General features: G+C 74.7%; 27 protein-coding genes. 22 read left to right on the top strand and 5 right to left on the bottom strand.

The features are described 5' to 3' along the window. The first annotated feature begins 126 nt into the window (after nucleotides 1–126). From ribD to GA0070606_RS05145, 8 genes are all read left to right on the top strand, one after another. Nucleotides 127–1,188, top strand: a complete 1,062-nt coding sequence (ribD, locus tag GA0070606_RS05180) for a bifunctional diaminohydroxyphosphoribosylaminopyrimidine deaminase/5-amino-6-(5-phosphoribosylamino)uracil reductase RibD (RefSeq protein WP_091095538.1) — start codon at nucleotides 127–129, stop codon at nucleotides 1,186–1,188. A gap of 1 nt (nucleotide 1,189) precedes the next feature. Then, on the top strand, nucleotides 1,190–1,897 hold the full coding sequence (locus GA0070606_RS05175) for a riboflavin synthase (RefSeq protein ID WP_091095536.1): 708 nt from the start codon (nucleotides 1,190–1,192) through the stop codon (nucleotides 1,895–1,897). After that, nucleotides 1,897–2,595, top strand: coding sequence for a nicotinamide riboside transporter PnuC (pnuC, locus tag GA0070606_RS05170; protein WP_091095534.1), 699 nt, complete (start codon nucleotides 1,897–1,899; stop codon nucleotides 2,593–2,595). The genes GA0070606_RS05175 and pnuC overlap by 1 nt, the downstream gene beginning before the upstream one ends. 156 nt (nucleotides 2,596–2,751) lie before the next feature. Then, nucleotides 2,752–4,017 (top strand): bifunctional 3,4-dihydroxy-2-butanone-4-phosphate synthase/GTP cyclohydrolase II, encoded by a 1,266-nt coding sequence (locus GA0070606_RS05165; RefSeq protein ID WP_091095532.1) that lies wholly within the window; start codon nucleotides 2,752–2,754, stop codon nucleotides 4,015–4,017. A 2-nt stretch (nucleotides 4,018–4,019) separates the two neighbouring features. Further along, nucleotides 4,020–4,517: a 6,7-dimethyl-8-ribityllumazine synthase gene (gene ribH, locus GA0070606_RS05160; RefSeq protein ID WP_091095530.1), complete on the top strand. Its 498-nt coding sequence runs from the start codon at nucleotides 4,020–4,022 to the stop codon at nucleotides 4,515–4,517. 129 nt (nucleotides 4,518–4,646) lie between these two features. After that, the gene (locus tag GA0070606_RS05155) at nucleotides 4,647–4,910 is read left to right on the top strand and encodes a phosphoribosyl-ATP diphosphatase (RefSeq protein WP_088947482.1); all 264 of its coding nucleotides are present in this window, start codon (nucleotides 4,647–4,649) and stop codon (nucleotides 4,908–4,910) included. Nucleotides 4,911–4,955: 45 nt separating this feature from the next. Continuing rightward, a complete protein-coding gene (gene hisG / locus GA0070606_RS05150) occupies nucleotides 4,956–5,801 on the top strand; it encodes an ATP phosphoribosyltransferase (protein WP_091095528.1) in 846 nt (281 codons plus the stop codon). Next, on the top strand, nucleotides 5,798–6,844 hold the full coding sequence (locus tag GA0070606_RS05145) for a DMT family transporter (RefSeq protein WP_245724571.1): 1,047 nt from the start codon (nucleotides 5,798–5,800) through the stop codon (nucleotides 6,842–6,844). The genes hisG and GA0070606_RS05145 overlap by 4 nt, the downstream gene beginning before the upstream one ends. 28 nt (nucleotides 6,845–6,872) lie before the next feature. On the opposite strand, the gene GA0070606_RS05140 is transcribed toward GA0070606_RS05145, so the two are convergent. From GA0070606_RS05140 to GA0070606_RS05130, 3 genes are read right to left on the bottom strand one after another with little or no spacing between them, the layout of a single operon-like run. Further along, complete coding sequence (locus GA0070606_RS05140) at nucleotides 6,873–7,703, bottom strand: hypothetical protein (RefSeq protein ID WP_245724570.1); 831 nt, start codon at nucleotides 7,701–7,703, stop codon at nucleotides 6,873–6,875. Beyond that, nucleotides 7,700–9,952 (bottom strand): hypothetical protein, encoded by a 2,253-nt coding sequence (locus tag GA0070606_RS05135; protein WP_091095526.1) that lies wholly within the window; start codon nucleotides 9,950–9,952, stop codon nucleotides 7,700–7,702. The genes GA0070606_RS05140 and GA0070606_RS05135 overlap by 4 nt, the downstream gene beginning before the upstream one ends. Continuing rightward, a complete protein-coding gene (locus tag GA0070606_RS05130; protein WP_091095524.1) occupies nucleotides 9,949–10,779 on the bottom strand; it encodes a hypothetical protein in 831 nt (276 codons plus the stop codon). Before GA0070606_RS05130 ends, GA0070606_RS05135 begins: the two co-directional genes overlap by 4 nt. 173 nt (nucleotides 10,780–10,952) lie before the next feature. Here GA0070606_RS05130 and GA0070606_RS05125 point away from each other — a divergent pair, with 173 nt between their 5' ends. The 9 genes from GA0070606_RS05125 (at nucleotide 10,953) to GA0070606_RS05085 (ending at nucleotide 19,422) form a co-directional block, all read left to right on the top strand. After that, the gene (locus tag GA0070606_RS05125; protein ID WP_245724569.1) at nucleotides 10,953–11,840 is read left to right on the top strand and encodes a Crp/Fnr family transcriptional regulator; all 888 of its coding nucleotides are present in this window, start codon (nucleotides 10,953–10,955) and stop codon (nucleotides 11,838–11,840) included. 67 nt (nucleotides 11,841–11,907) lie between these two features. Next, nucleotides 11,908–12,381 (top strand): PH domain-containing protein, encoded by a 474-nt coding sequence (locus GA0070606_RS05120; RefSeq protein WP_091095522.1) that lies wholly within the window; start codon nucleotides 11,908–11,910, stop codon nucleotides 12,379–12,381. 486 nt (nucleotides 12,382–12,867) lie between these two features. Continuing rightward, on the top strand, nucleotides 12,868–13,518 hold the full coding sequence (gene infC, locus GA0070606_RS05115) for a translation initiation factor IF-3 (RefSeq protein WP_091095520.1): 651 nt from the start codon (nucleotides 12,868–12,870) through the stop codon (nucleotides 13,516–13,518). A gap of 20 nt (nucleotides 13,519–13,538) precedes the next feature. After that, on the top strand, nucleotides 13,539–13,733 hold the full coding sequence (gene rpmI / locus GA0070606_RS05110) for a 50S ribosomal protein L35 (protein WP_007458415.1): 195 nt from the start codon (nucleotides 13,539–13,541) through the stop codon (nucleotides 13,731–13,733). Between the two features lie 31 nt (nucleotides 13,734–13,764). Continuing rightward, nucleotides 13,765–14,157, top strand: coding sequence for a 50S ribosomal protein L20 (rplT, locus tag GA0070606_RS05105; RefSeq protein ID WP_091095519.1), 393 nt, complete (start codon nucleotides 13,765–13,767; stop codon nucleotides 14,155–14,157). A 32-nt stretch (nucleotides 14,158–14,189) separates the two neighbouring features. Beyond that, the gene (locus GA0070606_RS05100; protein WP_091095517.1) at nucleotides 14,190–15,029 is read left to right on the top strand and encodes a TrmH family RNA methyltransferase; all 840 of its coding nucleotides are present in this window, start codon (nucleotides 14,190–14,192) and stop codon (nucleotides 15,027–15,029) included. Nucleotides 15,030–15,246: 217 nt separating this feature from the next. Beyond that, a complete protein-coding gene (gene pheS, locus GA0070606_RS05095; protein WP_091095515.1) occupies nucleotides 15,247–16,329 on the top strand; it encodes a phenylalanine--tRNA ligase subunit alpha in 1,083 nt (360 codons plus the stop codon). Nucleotides 16,330–16,368: 39 nt separating this feature from the next. Next, nucleotides 16,369–18,948, top strand: coding sequence for a phenylalanine--tRNA ligase subunit beta (gene pheT, locus GA0070606_RS05090; protein ID WP_091095513.1), 2,580 nt, complete (start codon nucleotides 16,369–16,371; stop codon nucleotides 18,946–18,948). 3 nt (nucleotides 18,949–18,951) lie between these two features. Further along, nucleotides 18,952–19,422: a S26 family signal peptidase gene (locus tag GA0070606_RS05085; RefSeq protein ID WP_091095511.1), complete on the top strand. Its 471-nt coding sequence runs from the start codon at nucleotides 18,952–18,954 to the stop codon at nucleotides 19,420–19,422. 152 nt (nucleotides 19,423–19,574) lie between these two features. Here GA0070606_RS05085 and GA0070606_RS05080 read toward each other — a convergent pair whose 3' ends face one another. Further along, on the bottom strand, nucleotides 19,575–19,790 hold the full coding sequence (locus GA0070606_RS05080) for a hypothetical protein (protein ID WP_091095509.1): 216 nt from the start codon (nucleotides 19,788–19,790) through the stop codon (nucleotides 19,575–19,577). Nucleotides 19,791–19,946: 156 nt separating this feature from the next. Here GA0070606_RS05080 and GA0070606_RS05075 point away from each other — a divergent pair, with 156 nt between their 5' ends. Genes GA0070606_RS05075 through GA0070606_RS05065 form a run of 3 tightly spaced genes read left to right on the top strand, consistent with a single transcriptional unit; the run spans nucleotide 19,947 to nucleotide 22,918 of the window. Then, nucleotides 19,947–20,498 carry a MauE/DoxX family redox-associated membrane protein gene (locus GA0070606_RS05075; RefSeq protein WP_091095507.1) on the top strand — a complete coding sequence of 184 codons (552 nt, stop codon included), beginning with the start codon at nucleotides 19,947–19,949 and terminating at the stop codon, nucleotides 20,496–20,498. Nucleotides 20,499–20,534: 36 nt separating this feature from the next. Next, nucleotides 20,535–21,074, top strand: a complete 540-nt coding sequence (locus GA0070606_RS05070) for a TlpA family protein disulfide reductase (RefSeq protein WP_091095505.1) — start codon at nucleotides 20,535–20,537, stop codon at nucleotides 21,072–21,074. Beyond that, a complete protein-coding gene (locus tag GA0070606_RS05065) occupies nucleotides 21,071–22,918 on the top strand; it encodes an ABC transporter ATP-binding protein (protein WP_091095503.1) in 1,848 nt (615 codons plus the stop codon). The genes GA0070606_RS05070 and GA0070606_RS05065 overlap by 4 nt, the downstream gene beginning before the upstream one ends. Here the strand turns inward: GA0070606_RS05065 and GA0070606_RS05060 are convergent. Then, nucleotides 22,888–24,714, bottom strand: coding sequence for an AfsR/SARP family transcriptional regulator (locus GA0070606_RS05060; RefSeq protein ID WP_091095501.1), 1,827 nt, complete (start codon nucleotides 24,712–24,714; stop codon nucleotides 22,888–22,890). The genes GA0070606_RS05065 and GA0070606_RS05060 overlap by 31 nt on opposite strands. A 274-nt stretch (nucleotides 24,715–24,988) precedes the next feature. Between GA0070606_RS05060 and GA0070606_RS05055 the strand changes: the two genes are divergently transcribed. Further along, nucleotides 24,989–26,194: a nucleotide sugar dehydrogenase gene (locus GA0070606_RS05055; RefSeq protein ID WP_091095499.1), complete on the top strand. Its 1,206-nt coding sequence runs from the start codon at nucleotides 24,989–24,991 to the stop codon at nucleotides 26,192–26,194. Between the two features lie 8 nt (nucleotides 26,195–26,202). Further along, a complete protein-coding gene (locus GA0070606_RS05050) occupies nucleotides 26,203–26,985 on the top strand; it encodes a glycosyltransferase family 2 protein (protein ID WP_245724568.1) in 783 nt (260 codons plus the stop codon). The last annotated feature ends 3 nt before the right edge of the window (nucleotides 26,986–26,988 follow it).

The raw sequence follows: 26,988 nt of genomic DNA, 5'->3' as shown, positions 1-26,988 counted from the left end.
AGCGTGCCGTGCGCGCCCCCCGGGGCGGCCCCGCCGTACCCGGAACTCCGCCGCCGCACGCCCGCGGCCCGTGCCGTTGCCTCCCGTGCCCGCCCGCGCGCCGACCGGCGAGTGAGAGGGCAGGGCATGGCCGGCGTCTCCGTCGACGAGGCGATGCGTCGCGCGGTGGAACTCGCCGCGCGCGGTCTCGGCACGACCAGCCCCAACCCGGTGGTCGGCTGCGTCTTGCTCGACGCCGACGGCCAGGTCGTCGGCGAGGGGTTCCACGCCTACGCCGGCGGGCCGCACGCCGAGATCGTCGCGCTCGCCCAGGCGGGGGAGCGGGCCCGCGGCGGCACCGCCGTGGTCACCCTGGAACCCTGCGACCACACCGGCCGCACCGGCCCCTGCAGCACCGCGCTGGTCTCCGCCGGTGTCGCCCGGGTCGTCATCGCCGTGCCCGACCCCAACCCGGTCGCCGCCGGCGGGGCCGCCACGCTGCGCGCCGCCGGGGTCCAGGTCGACCTGGGGGTACGCGCCGCCGAGGCGGAGGCCGGCAACATCGCCTGGCTCACCTCCATGCGCCGCGGCTGGCCGTACGTGATCTGGAAGTTCGCCGCCACGCTGGACGGCCGGTCGGCGGCCGCCGACGGCACGAGCATGTGGATCACCTCCGAGGCGGCCCGGATGGACGTGCACGCGCTGCGTGGCACCGTCGACGCGGTGATCGCCGGGGTGGGCACGGTGCTCACCGACGACCCCCGGCTCACCGCCCGCAACCTGCGCGACGGCACGCTCGCCATCCGCCAGCCGCTGCGGGTGGTGGTGGACTCGTCGGCGCGTACGCCCGCCGACGCCCGGGTCCGCGACGGCGCGGCCCGCACGTGGATCGCCACCGCCGAGGAGGTCGGCGTCGGGCCCGACGGCCGGGTCGACCTGCCGGCGCTGCTCGCCACGCTGCACGGGCGCGGGGTCCGCGCGGCGCTGCTGGAGGGCGGCCCCACGCTGGCCGGGGCGTTCCTCGCCGCCGGCCTGGTCGACAAGATCGTCGGCTACGTCGCGCCCCGGCTGCTCGGTGCCGGCCCGACCGCCCTGGTCGACGCCGGTGTGACCACCATCGCCGAGGCCATCGACCTGGAGTACGTCGACGTTACGCAGATCGGACCCGACCTGCGGATCACCGCGCTGCCCCGGAAGAGGGAGGGCTGACATGTTCACCGGCATCGTCGAGGAGTTGGGTGAGGTCGTCCGCGTCACCGAGACGGCGGGGGACTCGGCGCTGGTCGCCGTCCGCGGCCCGCTGGTCACCTCGGACGCCCGGCACGGCGACTCGATCGCGGTCAACGGCGTCTGCCTGACCGTGGTCGACGTCGAGAACGGGACCTTCACCGCGGACGTGATGGGGGAGACGCTGCGCCGCTCCGCGCTGGGCGCGCTGCGCGCCGGCGACCCGGTCAACCTGGAGCGGGCCGCCGCGCTGAACAGCCGCCTCGGCGGGCACCTCGTGCAGGGGCACGTCGACGGCGTCGGCGAGGTGCTCGCCCGCGAGCCGGCCGCGCAGTGGGAGACGGTCCGGTTCCGGCTGCCCGCCGCCCTGTCCCGGTACGTGGTGGAGAAGGGCTCGATCACCGTCGACGGCGTCTCGCTGACCGTCGCGGACGTGGGTGCGGACTGGTTCTCGGTGGGGCTGATCCCGACCACGCTGAAGCTGACCACCCTCGGCGCCCGCCGCGTCGGCGACCCGGTCAACCTCGAGGTGGACGTGCTCGCCAAGTACGTCGAGCGGCTGCTGGGCGCACGCCTGACCGAACCCGGTCCCGCCGACGCCGGCCCGTCCGGGGGGCTCCGGCCCGCCGACGCGGGAGGCGTCACGGTCACCGGGCTGCCGGGCGCGGCCACGACGGGCGGGGCCGCGTGATGGGCCCGCTCGGGTGGCTGCTCGACGCGCAGGTGAGCATCGCCGGCTCGCCGGTGCTGGTCCGCGAGATCGTCGGCAACGGGTTCGGTCTGGCCTCGGCGCTGCTCGGTCTGCGCCGGCTGGTGTGGGCGTGGCCGGTCGGCATGATCGGCAACGCGCTGCTGCTCACCGTCTTCCTCGGCGGGGTCTTCGCCACCCCGCAGGCGCACGACCTGTACGGGCAGGCCGGCCGGCAGGTGTTCTTCTTCTCCGTCAGCCTCTACGGCTGGTGGCGCTGGTCGCGCAACCGGCGTCAGGGCGACGACGGCGGCCGGGCCGCCGTGGCGCCCCGCTGGGCCACCGGCCGGGAGCGGCTGGGCCTGCTGGCCGCCGCCGTCCTCGGCACCGCCGCGTTCCATCCGGTGCTCGCCGCGCTGGGCTCCTGGGGGCCGCTGCCGGACGCCTGGATCCTCACCGGCAGCCTGCTGGCCACGTACGGCATGGCCCGGGGCTGGGTGGACTTCTGGCTGATCTGGATCGCCGTCGACGCGGTCGGCGTGCCGCTGCTGCTGCGCGGCGGTTTCTACCCCTCGGCGGCCATGTACCTCTTCTACGGCGCGTTCTGCGCCTGGGGTCTGGTGAGCTGGTGGCGTACCTCGCGGGTCACCCGCCCGACGCCCGCCCCGATCCCGCCGACCTACTCGGAGGCCGTCGCATGAGCGAGCGGAGTGAGCGAATCATCGGGCGCGGTGCGGTGGTGCCTCATGACGGCATGGAGCGAAGCGGAGTGGCGGCATGAGCGAGCGGAGTGAGCGAATCATCGGGCGCGGTGCGGTGGTGCCTCATGATGGCACGGAGCGAAGCGGAGTGGCGGCATGAGCACGTTCGGGAGCATCGAGCAGGCCGTGGCGGACATCGCCGCCGGGCGGCCCGTCGTCGTGGTCGATGACGCCGACCGGGAGAACGAGGGCGACCTGATCTTCGCCGCCGAGTTGGCGACGCCGGAGCTGGTCGCGTTTATGGTGCGGTGGACGTCCGGCTACATCTGCGTGCCGCTGACCGAGAGCGAGTGCGACCGGCTGGACCTTCCGCCGATGTTCCACACCAACCAGGACCGGCGGGGCACCGCCTACACGGTGACCGTGGACGCCCGGGAGGGCGTCAGCACCGGCATCTCCGCCGCCGACCGCTCGCACACCATCCGACTGCTCGCCGACCCGGGCACCGGCCCGGCCGACCTGGCCCGCCCCGGCCACGTGGTGCCGCTGCGCGCCCGGGAGGGCGGCGTGCTGCGCCGGCCCGGGCACACCGAGGCGGCCGTCGACCTGACCCGGCTGGCCGGGCTGCGCCCCGCCGGCGTGCTGTGCGAGCTGGTCAACGACGACGGCACGATGATGCGGGTGCCGGACCTGGAGAAGTTCTGCGCCGAGCACTCGCTGACCCTGGTCACCATCGCCGACCTGGTCGCCCACCGGCGGCGGACGGAGAAGCAGGTCGAGCTGGTCGCCGAGGCCCGGATGCCCACCCGGCACGGGGTGTTCCGGGCGCTGGGCTACCGCAGCGAGCACGACACGGCCGAGCACGTCGCCCTGGTCATGGGCGAGATCGGCGACGGGCGGGACGTGCTGGTGCGGGTGCACTCCGAGTGCCTCACCGGCGACGTCTTCGGCTCGGTGCGCTGCGACTGCGGCCCCCAGCTCAACGCCGCCCTGGAGCGGGTCGCCCACGAGGGGCGGGGGGTGGTCCTCTACGTGCGCGGCCACGAGGGGCGCGGCATCGGCCTGCTGCACAAGCTCCAGGCGTACCAGCTCCAGGACCAGGGCCGCGACACCGTGGACGCCAACCTCGACCTGGGCCTGCCGGCCGACGCCCGCGACTACGGCACCGGCGCGCAGATCCTCTACGACATCGGGGTGCGTTCGATGCGGCTGCTCACCAACAACCCGGCCAAGCGGGCCGGGCTGGAGGGCTACGGGCTGACCATCACCGGCCGGGAGGGGCTGCCGGTGCGGCCGCACCCCGAGAACGTGCGCTACCTGCGCACCAAGCGGGACCGGATGGGGCACCTGCTGGACGAGCTGGACGAGGTCACCGAGGCCCCGATGGGCCGGCCGGTGCCCGGCGACGAGATCGGAGCGTAGACATGGCGGGTTTCGGCGAACCGGGCGTGACGACGGTGGACGCCGCCGGGATGACCGTCGGCGTGGTCGCCGCCCGGTGGCACGGCGACCTGACCGACCACATGCTCGACCGGGCGGTGGCCGCCGCCGCGGCGTGCGGGGCCCGCGCGGTGACCGCGCGGGTGGCCGGCTCGGTCGAGCTGCCCGTGGTGGCCCAGGCCCTCGCGCGGCGCTGCGACGTGGTGGTCGCGCTCGGCGTGGTGGTGCGGGGCGCCACCGCGCACTTCGACTACGTGTGCCGCTCGGTGACCGACGGGCTGACCCGGGTCGCGCTCGACGAGGGCAAGCCGGTCGCCCACGGCGTGCTCACCGTGGACACCATCGAGCAGGCCCGGGACCGGGCCGGGCTGCCCGGCTCGGCGGAGGACAAGGGCTGGGCGGCCACCGTCGCCGCGCTCGACGCCGCGCTCGCCGTCCGGGGCCTCGCCACCAGCGGCCACCGGGTCGGCTTCGGCGGCTGACGGCCGCGCCCGGCGGGCGGGACGGCGCCGGCGCGGGTCGTCCCACTGCGCGGGAGAGGCGGCGTGTGGAAGATGACGCGGCCGGACCCGGCGCACGTGTCGTCGGCGGGTGGCTGGAAGAATCGCGGCGTGAAGACGTTCGAGGAGTTGTTCGCCGAGCTGCAGGCCAAGGCCGCCGCCGGCACCCCTGGCTCGGGCACGGTCGCCGCGCTCGAGAAGGGTGTGCACTTCATCGGCAAGAAGGTCGTCGAGGAGGCGGCCGAGTCGTGGATGGCCGCCGAGCACGAGGGGCCGGAGCGTACCGCCGAGGAGATCTCCCAGCTGCTCTACCAGGTCCAGGTGCTGATGCTCGCCAGCGGTCTCGACCTCAAGGACGTCTACCGACATCTGTGAGTGCGCCCCGTCGTTGATCAGCACCGATCGAAGGAGCACTCCGTCATGCTGCGTGTCGCCATTCCCAACAAGGGCACCCTGGCCGAGCCGGCCGCCCAGATGCTGCGCGAGGCGGGCTACCGCCAGCGAATCGACCCGAAGGACCTGGTCTGCCGGGACGAGCCCAACGACGTCGAATTCTTCTACCTGCGCCCCAAGGACATCGCCACCTACGTCGGCTCCGGTGACCTGGACCTCGGCATCACCGGCCGGGACCTGCTGATCGACTCCGGCGCCCCCGCCGAGGAGGTGGTGGACCTCGCCTTCGGGCGGGCCACGTTCCGCTTCGCGGCCCGCCCCGACGACATCGCCTCCGTCCAGGAGCTGGGCGGGCACCGGATCGCCACCGCGTACCCCGGTCTGGTCGAACGGCACCTCGCGGAGCTGGGCGTCGAGGCGGAGGTCATCCGCCTCGACGGCGCGGTGGAGAACGCCGTACGCCTCGGCGTCGCCGACGTGGTCGCGGACGTGGTCGAGACCGGCGCCACGCTGCGCCAGGCCGGGCTGGTGGTCTTCGGCGAGCCGCTGCTGCGCTCCTCGGCCGTGCTGGTCCGCCGCGCCGGCGCGCCGGACCACCCGCAGGCCGCGCAGCTGCTGCGCCGGCTGCACGGGGTGCTGGTCGCCCGCCGCTACGTGATGCTCGCCTACGACGTTCCGGCCGGCCTGCTGGACCGGGCCAGCTCGCTGACCCCGGGCATCGAGTCGCCGACGGTGTCCCCGCTGCACCGCGAGGGCTGGGTGGCGGTGCAGGCCATGGTGCTCCGCGACGACGTGCACCGGATCATGGACGAGCTGTACGAGCTCGGCGCCCGCGCGATCCTGGTCACCAACATCCACGCCTGCCGGCTGTGAGCCACCCGCCCACGGCGGCGGGCGCCGCGGCCCCGTCCCCGGTGTCGCGCGTCCTGCCGCCGTGGGCGGCGCTCGTCGTGGTCACCCTCGCCGGCGTCGCCTCGGCGGCCCAGGGCGCGGTCAACGCCGAGCTGGGTGAGCGGGCCGGCAACGCGACGCTGGGCGCGGTGGTCAACAACCTCGGCGGGGCGCTGCTGGTCGGCCTCGGGGTCCTGGCGCTGCCGTCGGCCCGCACCGGCCTGGTCGCGCTGCGCCGGGCACGGTTGCCCTGGTGGACGTACCTGGGTGGGCTCGGCGGGGCGGCGATCGTGCTGGCCGGCGCGTACATCGTGCCGGTTCTCGGGGTGGCGGTCTTCACCATCGCCCAGGTGGCCGGCGGCAGCCTGGGCGGGCTGGCCGTCGACCGGGCCGGGCTGGCGCCGGTGGGCCGGCTGGCACTCACCCGGCCCCGGGTCGCCGGGGCGCTGCTCGGCGTGGCGGCCGTGACGCTGGCGCAGCTCGGCCAGCCCGTCGGCGACCTCGCTCTCGGCCTGGTCCTGCTCGCGGTGGCCGGCGGGTTGGGCGTCGCGCTCCAGTCCGCGTTGAACGCGCGGGTCTCCGCCGCCGGCTCGCCCGCCGCCGGGCTGGTCGTCAACTTCGCCACCGCCACGCCCGTGGTGCTGCTGGTCGCGGCGCTGGCGGGCGCCCTCACCGGACCGGGCCCGACCTGGCCGCCCGACTGGTACCTCTACACCGGCGGTCTGCTCGGTGTCGCCATCGTGGCCGCCCTGCTGGTGGGGGTCCCGGCGGTCGGGGTGCTGCGGACCGGGCTGGCGCTGGTCGCCGGGCAGCTCGGTGGCGCGCTGCTGCTGGACGCGCTGCTGCCGGGCGGCCCCGGCCTGCGGCTGCCGGTGCTCGCCGGGGCGCTGCTCACCCTGGCGGCGGCCCTGGTCGCCGGCCGGGGCCCCGGGCGCGGCCCGCGCGACGTCGTGCCGTCCGCCGTCGGCGGTCCGCCGGCCTCCGTCGCGACCGCCGGACCAGCGACGCCGGGTAGGTGCCGGTGACCCGGCGGCCCGCAGGGCGGCCCGTCGGTCAGTTCGCCCGCTCGGAGAGCCCGTGCCGTCGCTCGTAGGTCCGGATCGCCGCGTCCCACGCCTCGGTGTACTCCGACGGTCCCATGCCGAGGTCACCGTGCCCGCGAACGGCCTCGCGCAACAGCTCCACCAGGTCCGGCACGGTCTCCCGACGCTCCTGGACGTAGCGGCGGAAGACCTCGGCGAACTGTTCACCGGTCAGCCGCGCCGCGTGTGCGGTGACCGGATCGTCCTCCAGGCTCTGCAGCACGGCACACCACCGGCGCGTCAGATCGTCCGCCTGCTGGGCCCTGATCTTCTGCAGTTCGTGATCGCATTCGAGCTTGATCCGCTCCTCCCAGTACGGGCGCAGCCGTTCCCGTACCCGCTCGTCCGGGCTGACCCGCACCTGTACCCAGAAGTACGGCTGGGTGCCCTCCCGCGGCCAGCGCTGGCCGGCCAGCCGGTCGTTCAGCGCCCGCTCCAACTCGCGCGAGCGGTGCGGATCGTACTGGCGGGACAGGTCCACCGCCCGCTCCCGCACGATGCCGCCCGCCCAGGCGACGTACCGCTCAGCTCGAAGCCGCAGCTCCTCGTAGACCATGTTCTGTGCCGTCCAGGTGTAGACGGCGTGCAGGCGGAAGTCGAAGGCGTCGCCCTTCGCCGGAATCAGGATCGGCTGCGGCACGTCATGCCGGAACGTCACCGTGCTGGGGACCGGCGGTGCCGGTGGCCGGGGCAGCGGGATGGGGCCGGCCGGCGCGAGGATGGAGTGCCACCAGCGGCGCCGCTCCGGCTGGGACGGCACGGAGGTCTGGGCGGTGGCCGGCGGGGTGGGGGGAGTGGTCATAGCAGGTCCTTGTCGATGAGCGCGTGCACGGCGTTAAGCAGGTTGTTGTGCGGCATGACGGGCCGCCAGACGTGGCGGATCTGGTGATCGAGACGGTGGCGCAGTGGCGGCCGGCCGGCGATCACGCGCCGGAGCAGGGCCAGGCAGTGGACCGTCACCTCGGAGTCACCGTCGGCGCGGTTGAGCCAGAGGCCGAGCGTCCGCCATGACCGGTAGGCCGTCTGCGGCATGCTCAACGCCACGGACCAGAGCGCCGCGACGTCGCCCGTCTCGATGACCCGCTGGCGGATGAGATCCAGCAGCTCGGGCCAGTGTTCCCTGGGCGGCTCCGCCCAGCGGTCGGCGAGGACGCGTATCGTTCGCGCCGCATGCAGCCGCACCTCCGGATCGTCGGACGCGGTCCAGTCGACCAGCTCCGGCACGAGTGCGGCGGCGTGGCCGTCCCGGTAGACCTCGACGAGGCCTCGGACCACCGAGTTGTTCCGCCGTTGCATGCGGGCCTGCGCTACCAGGCGCAGCTGCATCAGGGCGGCGTCGGGCCAGAGGCGGGCCAGGCCGAGGCCGTACGCCCGGGCGACGGTGTCCCGCAGGTGCGCCGCCGGCCCGGCCGCCCACTGATCGAGCTCGGTCCGCACGCGCTGACGAAGCCTGGGCTGCATCGCCATCGCCACTAGCACGATGGCGGCGGCCTGTCGAACGCCCGCCCGCCGTTCCCGGGCGAGGTCGCCGACCGTCTGCAGAGCTGCCCGCACGTCCTGCCCGGCTGACCAGCCGATGGCACCCGCGGCCGCCTGCCGGACGCCCGGCACGTCGGAGCGGACCAGGCCCGCCAGCCAACCGAGCAGCTGTGCGGGAGGCCACCAGTCCGTCCAGGAGACCTCGAGCAACGTCGAGCGGAGCTGCTCGCTGCCGGTGCCGAACTCGATGCGTTGGCCGCCCGCGGATCGGGTGTCGCTGACCACGACGACGGCTTGGCGTAGCGCCGAGCCGAGCAACGTGTCGAGGTCCGGCCCGCGCAGTTGAGGGCCGGTGGGCGCGATTCCGGTGAGATCGGCTCCGAGCATGCGCTGGGCCGCCTGACGGATCTCCGTCACCGGCTGCCCGGCGAGTACGGCGCAAGCCAGCCGGAACGCGCGGGCCTGGTCGGCCGCCCAGCCGTCGATGCCGTCGTGCCGTCCGACGTCCAGGATCTGCGTGGCCCGCTCCCGCAGTTGGCGGGGCAGCAACTGCTCCAACCTCTCGGTCAGGGCGGGTCCGTGCGGGACCGTCCGGGCGATCAGCTCCACCACGGGAACCACCTCGCTTGGACGGGGCTCACCAGCGAGGTACGCCGAGAGCAGCGGGTGTGTGACGCAGCCTTCATCGATGTACCGGTCCACGCAGGCGCCGTCGCATCCGTCCGCGCACCAGCCGACGCATCGGCCCGTCAGCTGTTGGCGCAGCCGCGTCCTGAACACCTCCACCGCCGGTGCTACCCGATGCTCCACCACATGCCCGGCGAGATCCTGACGGCGCCGGGAGAAGTCGCCCACCAGGACCAGCGTCGAGCCGGTCGTCTCAGCCCGCGCCGCGAGTGCCACCAGGGTGAACCCGTCGACCGCGGCGGCTGCGGTGTCCGCGAGCCGGAGCACGTACCCGCGTCCGCCGGGCAGGCGCTCGCTCGACCCGAGCAGGTCCGCGGGCTGCTCGGCACCGAGGACGCTGGCTCCGTCGTGCCCGTGCCTGCGGGCCGCCGCGAGGACGGCGGAGGTGAACCGGCCACTGGAGGACGGACCGGACAGGCACACCAGGTGGCGGCGCTTGAGGTGACGGTCGAGCTGCTGGTCGCTCGGCGTCGGCGCGTATCCCTCCGCTAGTTCCCGCACGTCGTGCTCGCTCAGGCTCTCGTACCAGATCCGTCCGGCGCCGTCGGCTCCCGCGGTCGTCAGGTTGACGGTGCCGATCGCGACGGCGCCGTGCCCGGTGGCGTTCTGCCCCCGTACCCGCACGTCGCCGAGACCGATGGACGGGCCGCCGAGCAGACCAGCCAGCCTGCGGATGACATCCGCCGACTCGAGCGGCTCCTCCGGCTCGTCCGCCTCGCCGCCGTCCGTCGACCCGAGCGGGTCCGCCGGCCCGTCGGACGAGCCCGGGCCCGCCACGGGGTTCTCTTCGTCACGGTCATACCCGTCGTCGTCGAGTGCGTCGCGGGGCCTGTCCGGGTCGTCGGCGTCGTCGCCGTGTGCGTACGGGAAGTCGGATGTGGTCACGGTTCCCGGCCCTCCGGCCCGCCGCCCAACGTCGCATCGCGGCCGACGGATCCGATCGCCGTGGCGCCGTGCCCGATCGCGTTCTGACCGTCGACCCGGACGTCGCCCGTCCGGATGCCACCCGTGCCCGGCCGCGTGCCGGTCACCGGGGAACCCGACGGTTCCCGCCGATGCTCCGCACCGGATCCCGCCTTCCGGGGCGGGGGCGGGGGCGTCGAGGCCGCGTCCGACGGCGTGGCCGACATGTCCTCGTCCACGACGCAGAGCCAGGCGTCCTCCCGGAAGCCCTTGTCCGGATGGACCACCTCGACCCGCCGGAACCGCTCCGGGCGCATCTCCTCCGGGTATTCGGTGACGACGTCGCGGTAGATCTCCGTCGACACGATCAGCGCCACCCCGGCGTCGGGAAAGGCCGCCAGAGCTTCCTTCACGGGCTCGGCCTCGCCCAGCCGGCAGACGAAGACGACGGCGTTGCCGGGGAAGCCGTTGGCCCCGTCGAGGTGCACCAGCCCCTGGTGGACGGCGATCCGCAGGCGGATCCGGGCGGCCGGCACCCGGCTGCTGTTGTAGCCGCGCAGCCGCCTGTTCAGCTCCGGTACGAAACGGCCGATGACGCGGGACTCGGCAACGTCCCGGGGAAGGATCGCCAGTTCGCCGTCACCGGCTTGCTGCGTGGTCCAGGCGACACGGTCCAGTCCGACATCGCCAGCGGCCTCGTGCAGGAGGTCCCGGAAGTGTTTCTGCGCCTCGTACTGCTGGAGATTGGTTCGCCGGCTGTACCGCTCCATGTCCACGGAGATCAACAGCCGTCGTTCGGGGTGTCGCATTCGTGCCGCCCTTCATCGCCCTACCCGTCCCTCGGGCGGGCACCGCAGGGACATCGAACCGAGACGGGCCCACCGGGACCCCATAGAAGTACGGCATCGTCCGGAACTGTCGTCGGTGCGTCATTCCCTCCTGCGCGGGTGTCTGACAGGCGGTGGGCCGGTGTCCTGGTCATATGAGGATCGGTCTTGTGGAGTTGCTGCTCGCGGTCGGCTGGCCGCCGGGCGTCCTGCTGGCGTTGGTGATCGTTCAGCTCGTCGTCGCCGCCATGTGGCCACGGGCGTCGCGTAACGCACAGGGGCGGCTACGCTTCGACGGTTGCCGTTGGCCGAGGAGGATGAGACCGCTGATGCGACTACCGGCCGAATCGTCCGCCGTCATTTGGCCGTACGGGACCTTCCTGCAACGGCTCGGCCCGTCGGTCCGGGTCGCCCTGTTGGAGCTGGGCGTCCGCCGGCAGGTGCCGCCCGGGCAGATCGTCATCCACGAGGGCGTACGGGAGTCCCACCTGGTGCTGCTCGAGGAAGGGCTGACGAAGGTCACCGCGACCCTTCCGGACGGGCGGGCGGCGCTGCTGGCTATGCGCGTCGGCGGCGACCTCGTCGGCGAGATGTCGGCACTCAACGATCGGCCCCGCTCGGCGAGCGTCACCACCTGCGGGCCGGCGACCTACCGGGTCATTCAGCCCGACCGGTTCAAGACGTTCCTCAAGGAGCACCCCGACGCCGCCCTGGAGTTGGCGGCGATGGTGTCCGACCGGCTGCGCTGGTCCAACCGGCGACGCATCGACTTTACCTCCTACCCGGTCAAGATCAGGGTCGCCCGGGTCGTCGCCGAGCTCTGCCGCACCCATGGCCGCCAGATTCGTGACGGGGTGGTCATCGACGTGCGGCTCACGCAGCCCGAGCTGGCCAGCATCTGCGGCGCCGCCGAGACCTCCATCCAGAAGGCCCTGCGTGAACTGCGCACGGAGGGCCTGGTCGACACGGACTACCGCCGGATCACCGTTCGCGACCTGCCTCGCCTTCGGCAGATGGGCGAGTTGGAGGTCGAGGAGGGCTGACAGACGCCGAGCGAGCCGAAAGTGTGGCGGCGGGGGACCGGCCCGGAGCGGATGGCAGACTGGTGGGGTGAGTGAAACCGAGACGATCAGCCTCCGCCCCCGCCGCATCCGGGTGGTCTGCTGGGCCTCGGCGGCCGTGCTGGTCGTGGTGTTCAGCCTGGTGGCCACGTCGCTGACCGGCGCGACGGGCAACGGCTACGGCAGCTTCCAGCGGGGCGACCAGATCGCGATGGTGGGTCTCGGCGTCTTCGGCGCCCTCGGCTTCCTGCTCTTCACCCGGCCCCGCGTGGAGGCGGACGTGCGCGGCGTGCGGGTGCGCAACGTCATCGGGTCGTACGAGCTGCCGTGGGAGGTCGTCCGCGGGGTCCGCTTCGACCGGGGCGCGCCGTGGGCCAGCCTGGAGCTGCACGACGACGACCTGCTGCCGATGGTCGCCCTCCAGGCGGCCGACAAGGAGCGGGCCGTCGAGGGGGTCCGCGCGCTGCGCCGGCTGCACCAGACGCACCAGGCCCGCCTCGCGCAGGGCGCCGCCGGCCGCTGACCCGCCGCCGACCGGCCGGCCACGGACCGCGCCGGGCCGGTACTGCCGCGCGGCCCGACCCCGGGGTATTGCCTGTCTCGGTCCGCCGCCGCCGCTCCGCCGGCGGTGTCGCCGGGCCAGCCTGGCTGTCCGCCGTCGTGAGCCGGCCCGGCGGGGGTGCCCGGTTTGGGGTGCTCGGGGCGAGGGTGTAGTGTTGTCGAGTCGACCAGGCTGTCTCAGCGTGCGATCCTCGCCCGTGATTCGACAGCCATGAAAGAGGAGCGCCTGCTCCCACCCGAGTCGCCGCCACGGTGGCCGGGTCCGGTCCCCGGTTCCGGGCACGTCCCGGCGCCGGATGCGCGATCATGTGATCGTGCCGACCGGTCGAGCGGGCCCTGGCATGCGCCGGGGCCTTCTGCTTTCCGGGTCGGCTCCCACCCGGGAGCCGCAGGGTCGGCCACGCAGGAGACTTTGACTCGAGGAGGCCCCATCAGCGTCGAACCACGCGTGAACGAGCAGATCCGGGCACGTGAGGTCCGACTGGTCGGCCCCGAGGGTGAGCAGGTGGGCATCGTCCCGCTGGAGCGCGCCCTTCAGCTGGCCGCGGACGTAGACCTGGACCTGGTCGAGGTTGCGCCGATGGCGCGCCCGCCGGTGTGCAAGCTCATGGACTTCGGCAAGTTCAAGTACGAGAGCGCACTCAAGGCGCGCGAAGCGCGGCGTAACCAGCAGCAGACCGTCATCAAGGAGATGAAGCTCCGGCCGAAGATCGACCCGCACGACTACGAGACCAAGAAGGGTCACGTGGTGCGGTTCCTCAAGGCCGGCGACAAGGTCAAGGTGACGATCATGTTCCGCGGTCGCGAGCAGAGCCGCCCGGAGCTGGGTTACCGGCTCCTGCGCCGGCTCGAGTCGGAGATCACGGAGCTGGGGTACGTCGAGGCCGCTCCGAAGCAGGACGGTCGAAACATGATCATGGTTCTCGCCCCGCACCGGGCCGTCAAGGCCTCCGCGGTCGCCGCGACGGCGTCCCGCGGTGGGGCCCGGGACCGGAACGCGGACGAGGCCGCCGCTTCGGCAGCCGGCGAGACCGCGGCGGCCGGTGAGACCGCAGCGGCCGGCGAGGCCGGCACCGCCGCCGACAACAGCGGCGAGTAACAGGGGAGAAGACGTTCCACATGCCGAAGATGAAGAGCCACACGGGGATGGGTAAGCGGGTCAAGGTGACCGGCAAGGGCAAGATCGTTGCCCAGCAGGCCGGCCTCCGGCACAACCTGGAGAAGAAGCCCTCCACCCAGACCCGTCGGCTGACCGGCACCGTCGTGCTGGCCAAGGCCGATGTCAAGCGCATCAAGAAGCTGCTCGGCCGCTGACGCGCGCCACCTGACGTAAGAAGGAGTTGAGATGGCACGCGTCAAGCGGGCTGTGAACGCCCAGAAGAAGCGCCGTACCCTGCTGGAGACCGCGAGCGGCTACCGCGGTCAGCGCTCCCGCCTCTACCGCAAGGCCAAGGAGCAGGTGCTGCACTCGATGCAGTACGCCTACCGGGACCGTCGCGACCGCAAGGGCGACTTCCGGCAGCTGTGGATCCAGCGGATCAACGCGGGCGCCCGCGCCAACGGGATGACCTACAACCGCCTGATCCAGGGCCTGCGCCTGGCCGGCATCGAGGTCGACCGCAAGATCCTGGCCGACATGGCCGTCAACGACGCCGCCGCGTTCGCGGCGATCGTCGAGCTGGCCCGGGCCGCGGTCACGGCCGAGGGCACCGGCGGCGCGGCGGCCCAGGCCGCCTGATCCACCCGCACCAGCAGATCGAGGCGTCTCCCATGCAGTCATCGTCGCGCGGGAGACGCCTCGACGCTGTCTCCGGCCCCTTCACCCCGCGTACCCCCAGGGTGGTCGCCGCCCGCCGGCTCCAGCGCCGCCGGGACCGCGAGGCCGCCGGCCGGTTCCTGGCCGAGGGGCCGCAGGCGGTCCGCGAGGCCCTGGCCCGCCCGGGGGTGGTCGCCGAACTCTTCGGTACGCCCGCCGCCCTCGACCGCCACGCCGGGCTGGCCGCCGACGCCGCCCGCGCCGACGTGCCGGTCTCCGAGGTGACCGACGAGGCCCTCGCCGCGCTCGCCGAGACGGTCGCCCCGCAGGGCCTCGTCGCCGTCTGCCGGCACCTCGACGTGCCCCTGGAACGCGCCCTGGCCGGCGGGCCCCGCCTGGTCGCGGTGCTCGCCGAGATCCGCGACCCGGGCAACGCCGGCACCGTGCTGCGCACCGCCGACGCCGCGGGGGCCGGCGCGGTGGTCTTCGCCGGCGACGCCGTCGACCCGTACAACGGCAAGTGCGTGCGGGCGTCGGCCGGCAGCCTCTTCCACGTCGACGTGGTCCGCGCCCCGGATCCGGTCGACGTGGTCGCGGCGCTGCGGGCCGCCGGGCTCGCCGTGTTCGCCACCACCGGGTACGGCGAGGACGACCTCGACGACCTGGCCGACGCCGGGCGGCTCGCCGCCCCCACCGCCTGGCTGTTCGGCTCGGAGGCGCACGGCCTGCCCGAGGAGTTGACGGCCGCCGCCGACGCCCGCGTCCGGGTGCCGCTGCACGGGCGCGCCGAGAGCCTGAACCTGGCTGCGGCAGCCGCCGTCTGCCTGTACGCTTCAGCGAGAGCGCAGCGGTGACCCGCGCCGGTCCCGCGAGCCGTCCAGCAGAGGAGAGCGTCCGCCCATGAACGCGCCACGGCGTTCGTTTAGCCAGCCCGCCGGTGTCGGCGGGCGGCGGGCCTGACCTGCTTTCCGCGTAACTCCCACCGGCGGGCTGCGGCACAGCCGCGCGTCCGTAGACTCGCCTAGCCGCCCCGTGAGGGCTGGCGCCGCCGTGAGGGAGTGCCCGTACGCCATGAGCTACCGCAACGATCCGTACGACCCGAAGCAGGTCGCCCTGCTCGACCCGGCCGCCCTGGCCGAGGCCGTCGCCGCCGCCGAGAAGGCGTTCGCCGAGGCCGGTGACCCGGACGCGCTGACCGCGCTGCGCCCGGCGCACCTCGGCGACCGGTCCCCGATCTCGCTGGCCCGGCGCGAGATCGGCGCGCTGCCGCCGGCCGCCAAGTCCGACGCCGGCAAGCGGGTCAACGAGGCCCGCCGCGCCGTCGAGGCCGCGTACGCCGCCCGTCAGGAGGTCCTGGAGCGCGAGCAGGCGCAGCGGGTGCTGGTGGAGGAGCGCGTCGACGTGACGCTGCCCCACGACCGGCGGCCCCGGGGCGCCCGGCACCCGATCAGCACCCTGATGGAGCAGATCAGCGACCTGTTCGTCGGGATGGGCTACGAGGTGGCCGAGGGGCCCGAGGTCGAGCTGGAGTGGACCAACTTCGACGCGCTCAACATCCCCGCCGACCACCCGGCCCGCGGCCTGATGGACACCTTCCACATCGCACCCGCCGACGGCGCGTCGGAGGGCTCCGGCCTGGTCCTGCGTACCCACACCTCGCCGGTGCAGGCGCGCACCATGCTGACCCGCAGGCCGCCGATCTACGTGATCGTGCCGGGGCGGGTCTACCGCACCGACGAGCTGGACGCCACCCACGCGCCGGTCTTCCACCAGGTCGAGGGCCTCGTGGTGGACCGGGGCATCACGATGGCGCACCTGCGCGGCACCCTGGACCACTTCGCCCGGGCGATGTTCGGCGAGGGCGCGAAGACCCGCTTCCGGCCGCACTACTTCCCGTTCACGGAGCCGTCCGCGGAGTTCGACGTCTGGTTCCCGGAGCACCGCGACGGCCCGCGCTGGGTCGAGTGGGGCGGCTGCGGCATGGTCAACCCGCGGGTGCTGCGCGCCTGCGGCATCGACCCGGAGGTCTACTCGGGATTCGCCTTCGGCATGGGCATCGACCGGACGGTCATGTTCCGGCACGGGGTCAGCGACATGCGGGACATGGTGGAGGGCGACGTGCGGTTCACCCGCGCGTTCGGGGTCGGGGCGTAGGCGATGCGGGTACGAGTCACGGAGACGGTGGTCTGAGTCATGCGAGTTTCTGTCAGTTGGCTGCGGGAGTACGTCGACCTCCCCGCCGACCTGCCCACGGCCGACCTTGAGCAGGCCCTGGTCGACCTCGGCATCGAGGTCGACTCCGTCGTGGACCTGCGGGAGACCGTCACCGGCGCGCTGGTCGTCGGCGAGGTGCTCGAGATCGAGGAGCTGACCGGCTTCAAGAAGCCGATCCGGTTCTGCCGGGTCGACGTCGGCGCCGCCAACGGCACCGGCGAGCCGCAGGAGATCGTCTGCGGGGCGCGCAACTTCGCCCAGGGCGACCGGGTCGTGGTGATCCTGCCCGGCGGCGTGCTGCCCGGCGGCTTCGCCATCGGTGCGCGCAAGACGTACGGGCGCAACTCCAACGGCATGATCTGCTCGGCGAAGGAGCTGGGCCTCGGCGACGACCACTCGGGCATCATCGTGCTGCCGGAGGACACCCCGGCCAAGCCGGGCGACGACGCGCGGCCCGTCGTCGGGCTCGACGACGTCGTGGTCGAGCTGGAGATCACCCCCGACCGGGGGTACGCGCTGAGCCTGCGCGGTCTCGCCCGGGAGTTGTCGCACGCCCTCGGCGTGCCGTTCCGCGACCCGGCCCTGGCGCCCGCGCCCGGCGGCACCGACACGCCCGCGTACCCGGTCGAGGTGCGGGACACGGTCGGCTGCGACCGGTTCGCCGCGCGGCTGGTGCGCGGCGTCGACCCGACGGCGGCGACCCCCGGCTGGATGCAGCGGCGGCTCACCGTCGCCGGCATCCGCAGCATCTCGCTGCCGGTCGACATCACCAACTACGTGATGCTGGAGCTGGGCCAGCCGATGCACGCCTTCGACGCCGACCGGATCGCCGGGCCGCTGGTGGTCCGCCGCGCCGAGGCGGGGGAGAAGCTCACCACCCTCGACGGGGTCACCCGCGAGCTCGCCGCCGAGGACATGGTGATCTGCGACGCCGGGCTGCCGAACCCCGTCGCGGGCGAGGGCGCCGGCGTCCCGATCTCGCTCGCCGCCGTGATGGGCGGGGAGACCAGCGAGGTCGTCGCGGGCACCACGAACGTGCTCTTCGAGGCCGCCCACTGGGATCCGGCGATGGTGGGGCGCACCGCCCGGCGGCACAAGCTGTTCAGCGAGGCGGCGAAGCGCTGGGAGCGGGGCGTCGACCCGGCCCTGCCGCTGGTCGCCATCGAGCGCGCCGTGCGACTGCTCACCGAGCACGCCGGCGGCACGGCCGGGGACGAGATCCTCGACATCGACCACGTCCGGCCACGTACCCCGGTCGTCCTGCCGGCGGACCTGCCGACCCGGCGGATCGGCGTGAGCTACCCGCCGGCGCGGGTGGTCGCCCTGCTGGAGCAGGTCGGCTGCGCGGTCGCCCAGGGCACCGACCGGCTGGTCGAGGACCCGGGCGCGGTCGGCGTCGCCGCCGGCGACGGCGCGGTGCTCACCGTCACCCCGCCGACCTGGCGGCCCGACCTGACCGACCCGGCAGACCTGGTCGAGGAGGTCGTCCGCCTCGACGGGTACGACCGTCTGCCGTCGGTGCTGCCGCCCGCGCCGCCCGGGCGCGGCCTGACCTGGCAGCAGCGCCGCCGCCGGGCGGTGGCCCGGTCGCTGGCCGAGCGGGGGTACGTGGAGGTGCTCGTGCACCCGTTCGTCGCCCCGGAGCTGGCCGACCAGCTCGGGCTGCCGGAGGGCGACCCGCGCCGCCGGGCGGTGCGGCTGGCCAACCCGCTGTCGGAGGAGGAGCCGCTGCTGCGCACCACGCTGCTCGGCCCGCTGCTCGGCATCGTCCGGCGCAACTTCGGCCGGGGCCAGCGCGACCTGGCCCTCTACGAGATCGGCGCCGTCTTCCACCCGCGCCCGGGCGTCGGCCGCCCGCCGGCGATGGGCGTGGACCGGCGACCCACCGACGAGGAGTTCGCCGCCGCCGACGCCGTGGTGCCCGACCAGCCCCGGCACGTCGCCGTCGTGCTGACCGGCGACGTCGAGCCGGCCGGCTGGTGGGGCGCGGGCCGTCAGGCCGGCTGGGCGGACGCCGTGGAGGCCGGCCGGGCGGTCCTCGCCGCCGCCGACATCCCGGCCGACCGGGTCGAGGTCCGGGCCGCCGAGCACGCGCCCTGGCACCCGGGCCGTTGCGCCGAGCTGCTCGTCGACGGCACGGTGGTCGGGCACGCAGGCGAGCTGCACCCGGCGGTGCTGGCGGCGCTGGAGCTGCCCCGGCGGACCAGCGCCATGGAGCTGGACCTGGACGCGCTGCCGCCCGCCCCGGCGGCGCCCGCGCCGGTCGTCTCCGGCTTCCCGCCGGCGCTGATCGACGTGGCGCTGGTGGTGGACTCCTCGGTGCCGGCGGCGCGGGTGCAGCAGGCCCTCGTCGAGGGCGCCGGCGAGCTGCTGGAGGGGGTGCGCCTGTTCGACGTGTACGCCTCCGAGCAGCTCGGGGCGGGCCGCAGGTCGCTGGCGTACAAGCTCACCTTCCGGGCCCCGGACCGGACGCTGACGGTCGAGGAGGCGGTGGCCGCGCGGGACGCGGCGGTCGCCCGGGCCGCCGAGCGCTTCGGCGCCACCCTGCGCGGCGCCTGACCGGTGCCGAGCGTCGGATGGCTGGTGGTGGCCGGCGTGCTCGCGTCGGCCACCGCCGGCCTGCTCTGGGCCCGTCGGCACCTGCTGCTGGTGTCCGTGGTGGGACGCAGCATGGAGCCGACGCTGCGCGCGGGCGACCGGGTGCTGGCCCGGCGGGTGCCGCTGGCCCGCGTCCGCCCCGGCGACGTGGTCGTGGTGGTGGCCCCGGAGGCGATGACCGCCGGCCACCCCACCCGGCCCGGCGACGGCGGGCCGGGCCTGCTGATCAAGCGGGCGTACGCGGTGCCCGGCGAGCCGGTGCCGGTCGACCGGGTGCCCCTGCTGCGGCAGCGGCCGGAGCGGGTCGTGCCGCCGGGACAGCTGGTGGTGCTCGGCGACAACCCGCCGTTCAGCTACGACTCCCGCGAGTGCGGCTACGTCCCGGAGACGGACCTGCTGGGAGTGGTGGTCCGGCCCCGGCTGCGCGCCGACTGACCGGCCGGGCCGGCGTGTCCACCGACCGGTCCGCTCCCGTGTCGATGGCCGGCCCGCTCCGCACGTCGACCGACCGGCCCGGTCCAGGTGTCGATGACCGGCTCGGATGACGTGCCGCCCGGCCGCGGCCGGGCGGCACGCCGGTGCCGGTCTCAGCAGAGGGCGGTCATGCTTTTCGCCCCCGCGCTGCAGTAGTACCCGCACGAGCCGCAGAACGTCTGGCAGGCCCCGTTCTGGCTGCACCGCTTCAGGTGGCACGTGCCGCACACGGCACACCACGGGTCCGGCGGGCAGCCGGCCGCGGCCGTCACCCTGGGCACGAACACGCCGAGCATCCGCTCGCCCAGGCTTTCGAGTCGACGGAACATCCGTTCACCTCCTTCCGATACCGGTCGTTGCGGGGACGCTACGGCCGCCCGGTACACCGGCCCTACAGCGGCGCCGTCGGCGAAGCGGGTCGATGTATCCGCGATGTATCCGCCGCTCCTAGCGTGAGCCTCCCCGCGCCGAGGAGGAGGAACCGGATGCGAGCGGTGGAGCTGGCCGCGCGGCTGTCGCTGGCCCTGGTGTTCCTCACCGCGGTGGTCGGCAAGCTGCGTACCCGGGCGGGCTTCGCCGCCTTCGTGGCCTCGGTCGGTCAGTTCGGCGTGCCGGCGCGGCGGACCCGCGCGGTGGCCCGGCTCGCGGTGGCCACCGAGGCGGCCGTGGTCGTGCTGCTCGCCGTGCCGTCCACCGTCCCCGCCGGGCTGCTGCTCGCCGCCGGGCTGCTCGGCGTGCTCACCGCCGCGATCGCCAACGCGCTGCGCCGGGGCGCCCGCCCGGCCTGCCGCTGCTTCGGCGCCGGCGACGCCCCGATCGGCGCCCGGCACGTGGCGCGCAACCTGGTCCTCCTCGCGGTGGCGCTGCTCGGCCTGCTGGGCTGGGCCGTCGGTGGCCCGCCGCTGTCCACCGCGGCGGCGCTGATCGCCGCCGCGGCCGCCGTCCCCGCCGCCGCGGTCGTGGTCCGCCTCGACGACCTCGTCGCGCTCTTCGCACCCACTCCGTCCCGTCCGGCCCGCCCGGCGGGCCGACCCTGACCCCCTGTCGCCCCGGCTATCCGAAGGAGCCCTCCCATGGCGCTGTTGACCGTCGCCGTCGTCCTCGTCGGCGCGCTCGGCCTGCTCAACCTGGTGCTGCTGCTCGGCGTGGTCCGCCGGCTGCGCGAGCACACCGACCTGCTCAACGACCGCCACAACCAGCCGCCGGAGGTGATGCTGGAGGTGGGCTCCCTGCCCGGCGACTTCGTCTCCACCACCGTCGACGGCCAGGTGCGCACCCGCGCCGACATCCCGCCGATGACGCTGGTGGCGTTCCTGACGCCGAGCTGCGAGCACTGCGAGGAGCAGGTGCCGCTGCTGATCGACCGGGCGCGGAGCATGCCGGGCGGGGCGGAGCACGTCTGGGTCGTGGTGGTGGGCAAGGGCCCGGAGACCGAGCCGTACGCGGCCCAGTTCGCCGGGCTGGCGACGGTCTTCGTGGAGCCGGGCAGCGGGCCGCTGCCGATCGCGTTCGGGATCAAGGGCTTCCCCGCGTTCGGCCTGCTCGACGAGCGCGGGGTCGTGGCGTCCACGGCGTTCGGCATCGCCCGGTTGGACCTGCCGGTGGCGCGGTGACCGGCCCCCGGCTGGCTCCCCGGCAGGCCGTCCGGCACGCCCGGGAGGCGCTCGGGCTCACCTGGCGGGCCGCTCCGGGCGGCACCGCCGGGGACGTGGTGCTGGCCGTCCTGGCCGGGCTGACGCCGGTGCTGGTCGCCTGGCTGACCAAGCTGGTGCTGGACGGGCTCACCGGCGAGCGGCCGGGCGGCGGGGCGTCGCTGGCCCTGCTCGGCGTCGGCCTGGCGGTCGCCGCGGCGGCCGGGGTGGTCCTGCCGCACGTGCGCGCGTACGTCGAGCGGGAGCGGGACCGGGCGGTGACCCGGCTGGTGCGGCGGCGGCTGCACGACGCGGTGCTGCGCCTGGTCGGCCTGGTCCGGCTGGAGGATCCGGAGTTCCAGGACCGGTTGCAGGCGGCGCAGCAGACCGGGCACCTCGGGCCGACCCAGCTCACCGGCAACGCCCTCGGCGCGGTGCAGAGCCTGCTCGCCCTCGGCGGCTTCCTCGGCGTCCTGCTGGTGCTCAGCCCGGTGATCGGGCTGCTGGTGCTGGTCGCGGCGCTGCCCACGCTCTGGATGCAGTTGCGCCTCAACCGGGCCCGCGCGGCGATGGTGCTGCACCTGGAGCACTTCCAGCGGCGCGACCTGTTCTTCGCCCAACTGCTGGTGGGGGTGCCCGCCGCCAAGGAGGTCCGGCTCTTCGGCCTGGGCCGGTTCTTCGGCGACCGGATGCTCGACGAGCTGCACGGCATGCACCGGGTCGAGCAGCGGCTGGACCGCCGCGAGCTGCGCGCCCAGGGCCTGCTGGGGCTGCTCGGCGCGGGCGTGGCCGGCGCGGGCGTGGTCTACGCCGTCGCGGCGGCCGCCGCCGGCCGGTTGACCCCCGGCGACGTGGTGATCTACCTGGCCGCCGTGCCGGGCGTGCAGGGCGCGCTGGGTGGCCTGGTCGGTCAGCTCGGCGCGATCCACCGGGCGCTGCTGCTGTTCGACCACTATGACCAGGTCCGCCGGGCCGAGCCGGACCTGCCGGTGCCGGCCGGGGCCCGGCCGGTGCCGCCGCTGCGGGAGGGCATCGAGCTGCGCGACGTGTGGTTCCGGTACTCGCCGCGGCATCCGTGGGTGCTGCGCGGGGTGGACCTGTTCCTGCCGGCCGGCGGGACGACCGCGCTGGTGGGGCTGAACGGCGCCGGCAAGAGCACCCTGGTCAAGCTGCTCTGCCGGTTCTACGACCCGGAACGCGGCACGATCCGGTGGGACGGCACCGACCTGCGGGAGTTCGACCCGGCGGCGCTGCGGGAGCGGCTCGGCGCGGTCTTCCAGGACTTCATGCCGTACGACCTGTCGGCGGCGGAGAACATCGCCGTCGGCGACCTCACCGCCCGCGACGACCGGGAGCGGCTGCGGGCCGCCGCGCGGCAGGCCGGTGTCGACGAGGCCCTGACCGCGCTGCCCCGGGGGTACGACACGCTGCTCACCCGGATCTTCTTCGACGGCCCGGACCGCGACGACCCGCAGGCCGGGGTGGTCCTCTCCGGCGGTCAGTGGCAGCGGGTGGCGCTGGCGCGCGGCTTCCTGCGCGCCGACCGGGACCTGCTGATCCTCGACGAGCCCAGCTCCGGGCTGGACGCCGAGGCCGAACACGACCTGCACGCCCGGCTGCGCGAGCTGCGCCGGGGGCGGACCAGCCTGCTCATCTCGCACCGGCTCAACGCCGTGCGGGACGCGGACACCATCGTCGTGCTGGCCGACGGTCGGATCGCCGAGCACGGCCGGCACGACGACCTGCTCGCCGCCGGCGGCGGGTACGCGCGGCTGTTCACCCTCCAGGCGCGCGGCTACCGGGAGGGCACCCCGGCGCCGGTCTGACCGGACGGCTGCTCGGCGGCGGCGGCCAGCTCGGCGGCGTAGAGCCGGACCAGCTCGCCGATGCGGTAGCTACCCGGCCCGGCCGGCTCGGCGAGCTGCGCCGCCACCAGCCGGTCCAGGGCGCGTGCCGCGTCCTCCGCCGGCACGCCGGTCAGCGCGGCGGCCAGCTCGGCGGTGACCGGCCCCGTCCGGGCCCCGCCCAGCCGGCGGAACACCGGCGCGGCCCAGCCGAGCCGGCGGTAGCTCGCGGTCAGCCGGGGGCGCAGCCCGGTCTCCGCTAGCCGGTAGCGCTCGTCGCGCAGCAGCCGGGCCAGCCGCGCCATCGTCCAGTGCGGCCCCTCGGCCAGCCGCCGGGCCGCCGTGCGCAACGCCAGCGGCAGCCCCTCGCAGAGCGCGACGACCGTCGAGGCCGCCTCCGGCTCCTCGTCGACCCGGCGGTCGCCGGCGGTGGCGCGCAGCAGGGCCAGCCCGTCGTCGGGCGGCAGCGGGTCCAGCCGCAGCGGCCGGGCGTCGCCGTCGGGCACCGGGCAGCGGCTGGTGAGCAGCAGCGCGCAGCCGCCGCGCGCCGGGAGCAGCCCGTCGACCTGCGCCGGGTCGGCGACGTTGTCGAGCACGAGCAGCACCCGCCGGCCGAACAGCAGTGACCGGACCCGGGCGCGCGCCTCCGCGAGGCCGGCGCGTTCCGCCCCGCCCGAGGCGGCCCGGAACGAGCGCAGCACCCGGGCGGCCACCTCGACGGGGGAGAGCGGGACGCCCGCCACCGACCCGCCCAGGTCGAGGTGGAGCTGGCCGTCGGGGAAGGCGTCGAGGACCTCGGCCGCCGCGCGCAGCCCGAGGGCCGACTTGCCGGCGCCGGCCATGCCGTAGACGGCGACGGTCACCGGCTGCCCGGACGTGGCGGTCAGCGCGGCGCGCAGCCGGGCCAGCTCGGCGTGCCTGCCGACGAAGGGCGCGGCGGCGCAGGGCAGCTCGTGCGGCACCGGCCGGGGCGCGGTGGGGCGGTCCCGGGCGTGGGCGGTCGGGCGGTCCACGGCCGGCGCGGGGCGGGCCTCGTGCCGCCGGAGCGTGCGGTACAGGTCGGTCAGCTCGGGGCCGGGGGCGACGCCCAGCTCCCCGGCGAGGGACCGGCACGCGGCCCGGTACGTCTCCAGGGCGGCGGCCTGGTCGCCGGCGCGGCACTGGGCGGTCATCAGCAGCGCCCAGGCCGGCTCGCGCAGCGGGTGCTCGGCCAGGTGGGCGCGCAGCAGGGCGAGCAGCGTGGGGCTGCCCCGGTCGCCGAGGTCCAGCCGGCAGGCGGCGTACGCCTCCCGGGCGGCGGCCCGGCGCTCGCGCAGCCCGTCGAACGCGGCGGCGGTCGCCGGCCCGTACGCCGGTGGCGGGTCCGCCGCCGACCACAGCGCCAGCGCCCGCTCCAGCAGCGGCGCCGCGAGGTCGGGCGCGCCGGTGCTCCAGGCCGCGTGCCCCTCGGCGGCCAGCCGCTCGAACTCGGCGGCGTCCAGCTCGCCGGGGGCGACCCGGAGCCGGTAGCCGCCGTGCCGGGCGTGCAGCCTGGCCGGCTCGTCGGGGGCGGCGAGGAGGCGGCGCAGCTGGCTGGCGTGACTGCGCAGGTTCGCCACCGCGGAGGCGGGGGCCGGCCCGGCCCACAGTTCCTCACGCAGCCGCTCGACCGGGACGGCGACGCCGGCGTGCAGCAGCAGGGTGACCAGCATGGCGGTGGGGCGGCCGGCGGGCAGGCGCAGCGGTCGACCGTCGCGGCAGACCCGGACCGGACCGAGGATCTGGAACGTCAGCGCCATGCGACCTCCGTCGTGTGCCCCCGCGGGCCGGTCTCCCGGCCCCACACCGCCGCGCGGCCAATTATGCCAGTCGATGAGTGATCGCGGGGTCACGCGTCGCCACCGACCCCTCGATCGCCTTCGGTGTCCGGGTGGTGACTCTCGGCAACCGATCCGCCGAATGGTCAGCTCGGTCGAAACTTTTTGCTACCCGTGAGTCACATCCGAGCGGATAACCTGCTTCAATTCCGACTGTTGCCGCTGTCACACCCGCCACCCCCACGGGAGACCAGTCATGTCTGATGATTCGCCGGTCACCTCCGTCGATGTCTGCGTCGTGGGCGGCTGCGGCCGGGTGGGGCTGCCGCTGGGCATCGCCTTCGCCTCCCGCGGCCTCTCCGTGGTGCTGTACGACATCAACGCCGAGGCGGTCGCCACGGTCAACGCGGCCACCCTGCCCTTCGCCGAGCCCGGCGCGGACGAGGCGCTCGCCGAGGCGGTCGCCGCCGGCCGGCTGCGGGCCACCACCGATCCGGTGAGCGTCGGCGCCTCCGAGCACCTCGTCGTCGTGGTCGGCACCCCGGTCGACGAGCACCTCAACCCCGACCTGGGCGCGGTGCCCCGGGCGTTGGAGCGCTGCGCCGAGCACCTGCGCGACGGGCAGTTGGTCGTGCTGCGCAGCACCGTCTACCCCGGCGTGACCGCGCTGACCGAGAAGCTCCTCGCCGGCAAGGGCATCCGCGCCGACGTGGCGTTCTGCCCCGAGCGGATCGCCGAGGGGCGGGCGATGACCGAGCTGTTCGCGCTGCCGCAGATCGTCGCCGCCCGTACGCCCGCGGCGTTGGCGCGCGCCGAGAAGCTCTTCCGGCACCTCACCGAGCAGATCGTGCCGCTCGAGCCGGAGGAGGCCGAGCTGGCGAAGCTGTTCACCAACACCTGGCGCTACATCAAGTTCGCCACCGCCAACCAGTTCTGGATGATGGCCAACGACTTCGGGCTCGACTTCGCCCGGATCCGGCACGCCGTGGCGTACGACTACCCCCGCGCGGCGGACCTGCCGATGCCCGGCTTCGCGGCCGGGCCGTGCCTGTTCAAGGACACCATGCAGCTCGCCGCGTTCAACCGGAACAACTTCGTGCTCGGCCACTCCGCGATGCTGATCAACGAGGGGCTGCCCCTCTACCTGGTGTCGCGGCTGGAGGACCGCTTCGACCTGTCGGAGCTGACCGTGGGCATCCTCGGCATGGCGTTCAAGGGCGGCAGCGACGATCCCCGGGAGAGCCTGGCGTACAAGCTGCGCAAGATCCTGGCGCTGAAGACCCGCGAGACGCTCTGCACGGATCCCTACGTGGCCGACGACCGGTTCGTCGACCTGCCGGAGGTGCTGCGCCGGGCCGACCTGCTGGTCATCGCCGCACCGCACGAGCAGTACGCCCGCCTGGAAACCGACAAGCCGGTGATCGACATGTGGGGGCTGACCGGGCAGGGGGTGCGGGTGTGAGGCCCCGGGTGTCGGTGATCGTCCCCGTCTACGACGAGGGCGAGGCGATCCTGCGCTGCCTTGAGCGGATGCTGCGGGAGGTGCTGCTCCCCGCCGAGGTGCTCGTCGTGCACGACACGCCCGAGGACACCACCGTCCCGTACGTCGAGGAGGTCGCCCGCACGGATCCTCGGGTGCGGGCGGTGCTCAACACCTACGGTCGCGGCCCGGCCAACGCGATCCGGTTCGGCATCGACGCGGCGCGCGCCCCGGTCGTGGTGGTCACCATGGCCGACGGCTGCGACGACCCCCGCCAGATCGACGAGCTGGCCCGGCTGGTCGACCGGGGGGTGGTGGTGGCCGCCGCGTCCCGCTACATGCCCGGCGGCCAGCAGGTCGGCGGGCCCCGGCTGAAGCGGCTGATGTCGCGCTGGGCGGGGCGCAGCCTCTACACCTTCGCCCGCGTCGGCACCCGCGACGCCACCAACAGCTTCAAGGCGTACGACACCGCGTTCGTCCGTGAGGTGGGCATCGAGTCGCGGACGGGCTTCGAGATCGGGCTGGAGCTGACCGCGAAGGCGACCCGGCTGCGCCTGCCGGTGGCCGAGATCCCCACCATCTGGCTGGACCGCCCGCTGGGCGAGTCCCACTTCGACCTGGGTCGCTTCCTCCCCGGCTACCTGCGCTGGTACTTCTTCGCCTACGGTCGACGGCTGAGCCGGGAGAGCCTGGCCGGCCGCGCCGCCCCGACCGGGGCCGTGCCGGCCCAGCGCGACCCGCAGGGCAGCACCGAGTTCGAGACGACCGCATAGGAG

Origin of the sequence: Micromonospora citrea (assembly GCF_900090315.1) — a bacterium.
In the GTDB taxonomy this organism is placed as follows: domain Bacteria; phylum Actinomycetota; class Actinomycetes; order Mycobacteriales; family Micromonosporaceae; genus Micromonospora; species Micromonospora citrea.
Note: the sequence above shows the minus strand (reverse complement) of the source record. Positions and strands in the feature narration are given on the sequence as shown.